At 71.7% G+C, this 9,107-nt stretch carries 7 protein-coding genes; 6 read left to right on the top strand and 1 reads right to left on the bottom strand.

Annotation, left to right across the window (positions count from 1 at the left end):
* Positions 1-388 precede the first annotated feature (388 nt).
* The 3 genes from DQW85_RS03175 to DQW85_RS03165 all read left to right on the top strand — a co-directional run bounded on the left by DQW85_RS03175 (position 389) and on the right by DQW85_RS03165 (position 4,272).
* Positions 389-1,909, top strand: a complete 1,521-nt coding sequence (locus DQW85_RS03175; RefSeq protein WP_113698920.1) for a glycoside hydrolase family 13 protein — start codon at positions 389-391, stop codon at positions 1,907-1,909.
* Positions 1,910-2,057: 148 nt separating this feature from the next.
* Positions 2,058-3,404, top strand: coding sequence for a sensor histidine kinase (locus tag DQW85_RS03170; RefSeq protein WP_113698919.1), 1,347 nt, complete (start codon positions 2,058-2,060; stop codon positions 3,402-3,404).
* A gap of 49 nt (positions 3,405-3,453) precedes the next feature.
* Positions 3,454-4,272: an SAM-dependent methyltransferase gene (locus DQW85_RS03165; RefSeq protein WP_113698918.1), complete on the top strand. Its 819-nt coding sequence runs from the start codon at positions 3,454-3,456 to the stop codon at positions 4,270-4,272.
* Positions 4,273-4,278: 6 nt separating this feature from the next.
* Here the strand turns inward: DQW85_RS03165 and DQW85_RS03160 are convergent, their stop codons facing one another.
* Complete coding sequence (locus tag DQW85_RS03160; RefSeq protein WP_113698917.1) at positions 4,279-5,622, bottom strand: cation:dicarboxylate symporter family transporter; 1,344 nt, start codon at positions 5,620-5,622, stop codon at positions 4,279-4,281.
* A gap of 164 nt (positions 5,623-5,786) precedes the next feature.
* Between DQW85_RS03160 and DQW85_RS03155 the strand changes: the two genes are divergently transcribed.
* From DQW85_RS03155 to DQW85_RS03145, 3 genes are all read left to right on the top strand, one after another.
* Positions 5,787-7,256, top strand: a complete 1,470-nt coding sequence (locus DQW85_RS03155; protein ID WP_240196892.1) for a sensor histidine kinase — start codon at positions 5,787-5,789, stop codon at positions 7,254-7,256.
* Positions 7,253-7,927, top strand: coding sequence for a response regulator (locus tag DQW85_RS03150; RefSeq protein ID WP_113698915.1), 675 nt, complete (start codon positions 7,253-7,255; stop codon positions 7,925-7,927). The genes DQW85_RS03155 and DQW85_RS03150 overlap by 4 nt, the downstream gene beginning before the upstream one ends.
* Before the next feature lie 62 nt (positions 7,928-7,989).
* On the top strand, positions 7,990-9,107 hold a 1,118-nt coding region (locus DQW85_RS03145; RefSeq protein WP_162794687.1), incomplete at its 3' end, for an acylneuraminate cytidylyltransferase.

The raw sequence follows: 9,107 nt of genomic DNA, 5'->3' as shown, positions 1-9,107 counted from the left end.
GCGCCGCCGGACTGGCCGCCGCCGCACGCGGCGGCGGCGAGGGCCAGGGTCGCGAGTGCGGCCACGCCCAGAGCTGGCTTCATGGAGACCTCCCGAGGTCATGGGGGAGCGGCGGCACGTCCACGTGCCGCCGCCGGAAAAAGATCGTTATGGCCGGTTTCACGGCTTACGTTCCGGGGACGTTAGCGACCTTTTGCAAAATTTGGAAGAACTTGCAGAAAGCGTTACCTCATCCACACCTCCAGGGAAGCATGCTTGACCCGGCCATGCACGCGCTGACCGGGACCGGGACAAAGTCTGCAAGTTTCCGCAAGTTCCGCTTGACCTGGCGCAAGCGCGCACGCCATTCTGCATCAGACATCACGGACAGCCCGGGAGAAGGACAGCCATGCTCGGCAACACGGCCATGCTCGGCGACGACGACTGGTGGCGCGACGCGGTCGTGTACCAGGTGTACCCCCGCAGCTTCGCCGACTCGGACGGCGACGGCATGGGCGACCTGCCCGGCGTGCGCGAGCGCCTCGGCCACCTGAGCGACCTGGGCGTGGACGCGGTCTGGCTGAGCCCCTTCTACACCTCGCCGCAGGCCGACGCCGGCTACGACGTGGCGGACTACCGCGACGTGGACCCCGTGTTCGGCACCCTGGCGGACTTCGACGCCCTGGTGGCCGACGCGCACGCGCTGGGCATCCGGGTCATCGTGGACCTGGTGCCCAACCACTCCTCCGACCGGCACCCGTGGTTCCAGGCCGGGCTGCGCGACCGCTACATCTTCCGCGACGAGCCCAACGACTGGGAGTCCATCTTCGGCGGGCCGGCCTGGACCCAGGTCGAGGACGGCCAGTGGTACCTGCACCTGTTCGCGCCCGAGCAGCCCGACCTCAACTGGGACAACCCCGAGGTGCGCGCCGAGTTCCGCGACATCCTGCGCTTCTGGCTCGACCGGGGCGTCGACGGCTTCCGCGTGGACGTCGCCCACGGCATGGTCAAGGCCGAGGGGCTGCCGGACGTCGGCCCCAAGGAGGGCCGCCAGGCCGAGCTGCTCGGCGACGAGCGCGTGCCGTACTTCGACCAGGACGGCGTGCACGACATCTACCGCGAGTGGCGGCCCATCCTCGACTCCTACCCGGGCGGCCGGATGGCGGTGGCCGAGGCATGGGTGTCGTCGCCCGAGCGGCTGGCCCGCTACGTCGGCCCCGACGAACTGCACCAGGCGTTCAGCTTCGACTTCATGATGGCGGACTTCCACGCCAAGTCGTTCCGCACGGTCATCGAGAAGGCCCTCGCCGAGTCGCGGCTGGTCGGCGCGCCCACCACCTGGGTGCTGTCCAACCACGACAAGCCGCGTCACGTCACCCGGCACGGCGGCCTGGCCCGCGCCAGGGCGGCCACGCTGCTCATGCTCGCGCTGCCCGGCTCCGCCTACCTCTACAACGGCGAGGAGCTCGGCCTGCCCGAGGTGCTCGACCTGCCCGACGAGCTGCGCCAGGACCCGGCGTTCCGGCGCACCGGCGAGAGCCGCGACGGCTGCCGCGTGCCGCTGCCGTGGACCAGCGCGCCCGGATGCGGCTGGCGCGATCCCTGGCTGCCGATCCCCGACTCGTGGCGGGCGCTCTCGGCCGAGGCCCAGCGGGACGATCCCGGCTCCACGCTGCACCTCTACCGGACCGCTCTACGCATCCGCAAGGAGCATCCGGCCCTCGGCGGGGGCGGCGTGACCTGGATCGACTCGCCGCGCGACGTCCTGGCGCTGGAACGTTCCCCCGGCCTGGCCGTGGTGCTCAACACCGGGGAGCAGCCGGTCGCCCTGGCCGGGCTGGGCCTGTCGGGCGAGGTGCTGCTGGCGAGCGGCCCGCAGGAGGGGGACGGCACGGTGGCCCCCGACAGCACGGTCTGGCTCCAGCTCTGACCCCACCCACTCTGACCTGGGGAAACGCAATCCCGAGTTGGGGCAAACTTTCCTTTTACCGGACTTAACCTGGTATTCACGGTGAGTAGCCTCGGTGAATGCTCCCCATCTGGGCTAACCTGGTATTCACGGTGAGTAGCCTCGGTGAATGCTCCCCATCTGGGCGGTCTCCCTCCGTGGCCGTGTCACCCTCATCACGACGATCGTCGCCGCCGTCGTGCTGATCCCGGTGGGCATCCTCGGCGTCGCCATGGCCAGGACCTGGGTGACGGCCGGGGTGGTGGCCGAGACCAGGGAGACCGCCGAGCGCATCACGTCGGAGTTGCACGCGGGGGAGCTGCCGCTGGGCGCCTCCATCCCGGTGCCCAACGCCTCCGTCGACCTGATCCAGATCGTCGCCCCCGGCGGGGAGGTGGTGGCCACCAGCGACGCGGCCAGGAACCTGCCCCGGCTCGCCGACGTGTGGCCCTCCCCTGACAACCCCGTCGTGCACACCACGAACTGCCTGCCCACCCGGTGCGTCCACCTGACGGCCGCGCGGGTGTCGCCCAGGCCCGACGCGCGCGTCGTCTACGCCGGGATGAGCACGCCGAGCGTGCTCGCCACGAGCCTGCTGGAGACCGTGGTGTTCACGGAGATAGCGGTGCTCATCGCGCTCACGGGCTGGGCCACGTGGCTGATCATGGGCAGGGCGTTGCGGCCCGTCTCGGAGATGCGGGCCGAGCTGGACGAGATCAACGCCAGCGACCTGAGCCGCCGGGTGACCCAGCCGATGGGCGACGACGAGCTGGCCGGGCTCGCCGCCTCCGTCAACGGCACGCTGGCCCGCCTGGAGCGCTCGGCCGACCAGCAGCGCCAGTTCGCCTCCGACGCCTCCCACGAGCTGCGCACGCCGATCGCCGGGCTGCGCGCCCAGCTCGAAAGCGCCCAGCTCTACCCCGAGGACACCGATCTCGGCGCTCTGGTCGAGAGCGCGCTGCGGGACACCGACCGCCTTGAGGCGATCATCACCGACCTGCTGCTCCTGGCGCGGATCGGCTCGCGCGTGGACGCGGCCAAGGAGCGGATCGACCTCGCCCAGCTGGTCCGCGAGGAGCTGGCGGTCCGCAACGACAAGATCCCGGTACGGCTGTCGGTGTGCGAGAACGCCTCGGTCGACGGGGTGCGGCTGCAGCTCGCCAGGGTGCTGACGAACCTGCTCGACAACGCCCAGCGCCATGCCGAGCAGTACGTCAGGGTCTCGGTGAGCATCCGGGACGACACGGCCGTGCTCGCCGTCGAGAACGACGGCGCGGAGATCGCCGAGGACGACCGGGAGCGCATCTTCGAGCGCTTCACCCGCCTGGACGCCGCGCGCAGCCGCGACATCGGGGGCACCGGGCTGGGCTTGGCCATCGCGAGGGACGTGGCCGTGGCGCACCGCGGCACCATCCGGGCCGAGGGGTGCCGCAGCGGCGCCCGGTTCGTGCTCCGGCTGCCTGCCGTACAAGGTTGAACTGTTGAAACAGTGGCATGCGCGGTCCGCCGTCCGGGAAAATGGGCTCATGATGGAACAGGCGCCGCAGGGGGTCGATCCCCTGACCCCCAACACGGCGCGCATGTACGACTACTACCTGGGCGGCAAGAACAACTTCCAGGCCGACAGGGAGCTGGCCGAGCTGGTGCTGACCGTCCTGCCCGACGCGCGCGAGGGGGTCAGGCAGAACCGCGCACTCGTCGGCCGGGTGGTGCGCCACCTGTGCGACCAGGGCGTCACCCAGTTCCTCGACCTCGGCTCCGGCCTGCCCGCGCGCGAGAACGTGCACGAGGTCGCCCTCCGGCACGCCCCCGGGGCCCGCGTGGTCTACGTCGACAACGACCCCGTGGTGGCCGCGCACGGGCGGGCGCTGCTGGCCTCCCCGTCCCGGGTGGCCATGGTGGAGGCCGACGCGCGCCGGCCGGAGGAGGTGCTCGGGCATCCCGACGTGCGCTCGCTGATCGACTTCGACCGGCCGGTGGCCCTGCTCATGATGTTCCTCCTGCACCTGGTGCCCGACAGCGACGACCCGCGCGGGTTCGTGGCCCGCTACCGCGAGGCGCTGGCCCCGGGCAGCTACCTGGCGATCTCGCACGTCGGCAGCGACGTGGAGCCCGAGCGCATCAGGCGGGTCGCCGAGTTCTACAAGCAGGCCAACGCCCCGTTCTGCGCGCGGCCCGGCGAGGAGGTCGCCGCCTTCTTCGGCGACTTCGAGCTCATCCCGCCGGGCCTGGCCACGGGGCTGGGGCCGGAGATCGGCTGGCCGTTCGTCGATCCCGAGGAGGTGCCGTTCATGAACGAGCAACTCGCCCGGATGGGCTACGCGGGCGTCGCCCGCAAGCCGTAGGACGTCCTAGACGGCCGGTGTCATCTCCCGCTCCACCGGGGCGGCCGGCGGCTCGGGCCGCTCCGCCTCGTCGTCGTCGAGCAGCGTGGCCTCGTCGAACGGCGCGTGCCCGGCGAGCACCTGCGCCGCCCGCTCCTTGTCGAACTCGCCCGTCCAGGTGCCGACCAGCACGGTGGCGACGGCGTTGCCGGCGAAGTTCGTCAGCGCCCGCGCCTCGGACATGAACCGGTCGATCCCCACGATGAGGCCCACGCCGTCGACCAGTTCGGGCCGGTGCGTCTGCAGGCCGCCCGCCAGCGTGGCCAGCCCGGCGCCCGTCACGCCCGCCGCGCCCTTCGAGGCGATCATCATGAACAGCAGCAGCGACACCTGCTCGCCGAACCCGAGCGGCGACCCGGTCGCCGAGGCGACGAACAGGGTGGCCATCGTCAGGTAGATCGCGGTGCCGTCGAGGTTGAAGGAGTAGCCGGTCGGCACGGTGATGCCCACGACGGGACGGCTGACGCCCAGATGCTCCATCTTGGCGATGAGCCGGGGCAGCGCCGACTCCGACGAGGACGTGGACAGGATCAGCAGGAACTCCCGGCCGAGGTAGCGCAGCAGCGTCCACAGGTTGATCCGGGCGACCAGCCACAGCAGCGCCCCGAGCACGACGCCGACGAAGAGCAGGCAGGTGAGGTAGAAGGCGGCCATGATGACCGCGAGGCTCTTCAGCGCGTCCAGGCCGGTGGCGCCGACGACCGCGGCGATGGCGCCGAACGCGCCCACCGGCGCCGCCCACATGATCATGGCGAGGATGCGGAAGACGAGCCGCTGGATGTGGCCGATGCCGTTGAGGATCGGCGTGGCCTTGGCGCCCATCGCCTGCAGCGCGAACCCGGCGAACAGCGCCACGAGCAGCGTCTGCAGCACCTGGCCCTCGGTGAACGCCGACACCAGCGTGGTGGGGATGACGCCGAGCAGGAAGTCGACTGTGCTCGTCGACTCGCCCTTGGCCGCCTCGGTCGCCGCGGCCTCCTTGGCGGCGTCGGTGAGCTGCAGCCCGGTGCCCGGGTCGATGAGGTTGCCCACCGCCAGGCCGATGACGAGGGCTACAGTCGACATGACGATGAAGTAACCGAGCGCGAGCCCCCCCACCTTGCCGACCTTGGCGGCCTTGGTGACGGAGCCGACGCCGAGCACGATCGTGCAGAAGATGATCGGGCTGATCATCATCTTGATGAGGGCCACGAATCCGGTGCCGAGCGGTTTCAGTTCCTTTCCGACGTCCGGCCAGACGAACCCGACCAGGATCCCGGCCAGGACCGCCACGATGACGGCGAGGTACAGATAGCGGGTGCGATCACGCATGGGGGGCTCTCCGAGTTTGCGACGAACCTTCTCACTGCGTGACTATGCGGTCGGTGGTGACCCAGGTCACCATTGCGTAAGTTTCGTTCACCGGGCGAGCGCCCAGGTGAGGACCGAGCGGGCGATGTGAGGGTGGGATGCGTGGTTGGAGCCTGGCAGGGCAGATGCTGGTCCTGCAGCTCGTCGTGGTCGCCGTGACCGTGACGGGCAGCGCCGCGCTCGTCTCCGTGCTGGCGCGGCAATTGGTCACCACGGAGGCCGCCGCCATCTCCAAGGCGGTCGCGCTCAGCGTCGCGACCTCCCCCGATGTGCTGGCCGCGCTCGACGAGCCGGCGCCGACGAGGCGGCTGCAGCCGTACGCCGAGAGGGTGCGGGCGGAGACCGGCGTCGACTTCGTCACCATCATGAAGCCCGACGGCACCCGCTACACGCACCCCAACCCCGACCAGATCGGCGGCAGGTTCCTCGGCCACATCGAACCCGCGGTGCGCGGTGAGGCGTTCACCGAGACCTACACCGGAACGCTCGGCCCGTCCGTGCGGGCCGTCGTGCCCGTCCAGTCGGAGGGCTCCGTCCCGGCGCTGGTCAGCGCCGGGATCAAGGTCGACAAGGTGAGCGCCAAGCTGCGCGGCCTGCTCGCCTGGATGACGGGCATCGCGGCGCTCGCGCTCGGGCTGGGCGCGGCGGCCACCTGGCTGGTGACCGCGCGGCTGCGCAGGCAGACGCACGGGCTGGGCCCGGTCGAGCTGGGCCGCATCCACGAGCACCACGACGCGGTGCTGCACACCGTCAGGGAGGGGCTGCTGCTGGTCGGCAGAGACGGCACGCTGACGCTCTGCAACGACGCCGCCCTCGCCCTGCTCGACCTGCCGGCCGACGCCGAGGGGCGGCACGTGGCCGACCTCGGGCTGCCGGAGCTGCTGGCCGGCCGGGAGGAGGAGAGCATCCACCTGGTCGGCGACCGGGTGCTCGCCGTCAACAGCGCCGCCAGCCGGCTCGGCACGGTGGTCACCGTACGGGACCACACCGAGCTGCAGGCGCTGGCCGGGCAGCTCGACGCCGAGCGCGGCTTCGCCGAGTCGCTCAGGTCGGCGGCGCACGAGTCGGCGAACCGGCTGCACACGGTGATCACCCTGGTGGAGCTGGGTCGCACCGAGGAGGCGGTGGCGTTCGGCACGGCGGAGCTGCGGGCGGCGCAGGAGCTGACCGACCGGGTGATGGGCGCGGTGCGCGAGCCGGTGCTGGCGGCGCTGCTGCTGGGCAAGAGCGCGGAGGCGGCCGAACGCGGCGCCGAGCTGGTGATCAGCGACGACAGCGAGCTGGACGACCCGGGCCTGGACACGCGCGACCTGGTGACGATCGTCGGCAACCTGATCGACAACGCCGTGGAGGCGGCCTCGCGGGTCGAGGTGCACGTGCGCGGCGGCACCGGCGGGCTGGTCGTCAGGGTCGCCGACGACGGGCCCGGCCTGACCGTGCCCGAGGCGTTCCGGAGAGGGTGGACCACCAAGGGCGACGGGCACGGGCTGGGCCTGGCGCTGGTCGGGCAGGCGGTGCGGCGGCTGGGAGGCACGATCGAGGTGGACGGGTCCGTGTTCACCGTCCGGCTGCCGGCGCCGGAGCGCGTCACATGATCTCCGTGCTGGTCGTCGAGGACGAGGAGATCACCGCGGAGGCCAACCGCATCTACGTCGAGCGGGTGCCCGGTTTCAAGGTGGCCGCCGTCGTGCGCTCCGGCGGGGAGGCGCTGCGGTTCCTGCGGCACACGCCGGTCGACCTGATCCTGCTCGACCTGTATCTGCCCGACATGCACGGGCTGGAGGTGTGCCGGGCGGTGCGGGCCGGTGGGCTCCTCTGCGACGTCATCGCGATCACCTCGGCGCGGGACCTGGCCATGGTGCGCTCGGCGGTGTCGCTGGGCGTCTCGCAGTACCTGCTCAAGCCGTTCGCGTTCGCCGCGCTCCAGGAGAAGCTGACCCGCTACGCCCGCTTCCGCCGGGAGGCGGGCGAGATCGTCGGGCAGGGTGACGTGGACCGGTTCCTCGGCACCCTGCGCGGCACCACCGAGCTGCCCAAGGGCATGACGCAGGACACGCTCGACACGGTCGCCGCCGAGCTGCGCGGGCGGCCGGAGGGCGTCTCGGCCCAGGCGGTGGGCACGGCGGCCGGGGTGTCCAGGGTGACCGCCCGGCGCTACCTCGAGTACCTGGTCGAGCTGGGTGTGGCGGTGAGGTTCCCGCATTACGGCGGGGTGGGCCGTCCAGAGTTGCTCTACCGGATGCCCACGGAAAGTTCAGAGGGCTGACGCTGGTCGTTCAACCCCGGCCTCTAACTTCTGGTGCAACCCGTAAGCACTGAGGAGTCACGTTGCGAGTCCTTGCCGTAGTTCCCGCCCGCGGAGGTTCGGCGGGCGTTCCCCTGAAGAACCTCGCCAAGGTGGGCGGCGTCCCGCTGGTGACTCGCGCGGTGCGCGCGTGTCAGCGGGCCGAGCTGATCGACGCCGTGGTGGTCAGCACCGACCATGCCGGGATCGCGGAGGTCGCCAGGGAGTCGGGGGCCCTCGTCGTGGACCGCCCGGAGGAGCTGAGCGGCGCGACCGCCTCCAGCGAGTCGGCGGTGCTGCACGCGCTCGACGCGCTCGGCTCGGAGCCCGAGGTGGTCGTGCTGGTGCAGTGCACGAGCGCCTTCATCGACCCGGCCGACCTGTCGGAGGCCGTGCGCAGGGTGCTCGACGGTGAGGCCGACTCGGTGGTCTCGGGGCTGCCGACCCACGAGTTCCTCTGGACGGCGGCGGGCTCCGGCATCAACCACGACCCGGCGTTCCGGCCCCGCCGGCAGGACCGTGAGCCCCACTTCAGGGAGAACGGCGCGTTCTACGCCATGCGTGCCTCGGGCCTGCGCGAGCACGGCCACCGCTTCTTCGGCACGGTCGCCGTGCAGCCGGTGTCGCCGCAGCACGCGATCGAGGTCGACGAGCCGGTGGACCTGGAGCTGGTCCGCGCGCTCGCGCCGCTGCTGGACGCGCCCGAGCCGATCGACGTGGACGCGGTCATCACCGACTTCGACGGCGTGCACACCGACGACCGCGCGTACGTCGACTCCGAGGGCCGCGAGATGGTGCTGGTCAGCCGCTCCGACGGCATGGGCGTCTCGCTGCTGCGCAAGGCCGGGGTGAAGGTGCTGGTCATGTCGACCGAGCACAACCCGGTCGTGGCCGCCCGCGCCCGCAAGCTGGGCGTGCCGGTGCTGCAGGGGCTGGCGGAGAAGCGGACCGTGCTGCGCGACTGGCTGACCATCGAGGGGCTCGACCCGGCCCGGGTCGCGTACGTCGGCAACGACGTGAACGACCTGGGGCCGATGGCCGAGGTGGGCTGGCCGATCGCGGTGCCCGACGCGCACCCCCGGGTGCGGGCCGCCGCCCGCGTCGTGCTGACCCGGCAGGGCGGCGAGGGGGCCGTGCGCGAGCTGTGCGACCGGGTCGTGGC

It is taken from the genome of Nonomuraea lactucae, assembly GCF_003313395.1.
GTDB classification, from domain to species: domain Bacteria; phylum Actinomycetota; class Actinomycetes; order Streptosporangiales; family Streptosporangiaceae; genus Nonomuraea; species Nonomuraea lactucae.
Note: the sequence above shows the minus strand (reverse complement) of the source record. Positions and strands in the feature narration are given on the sequence as shown.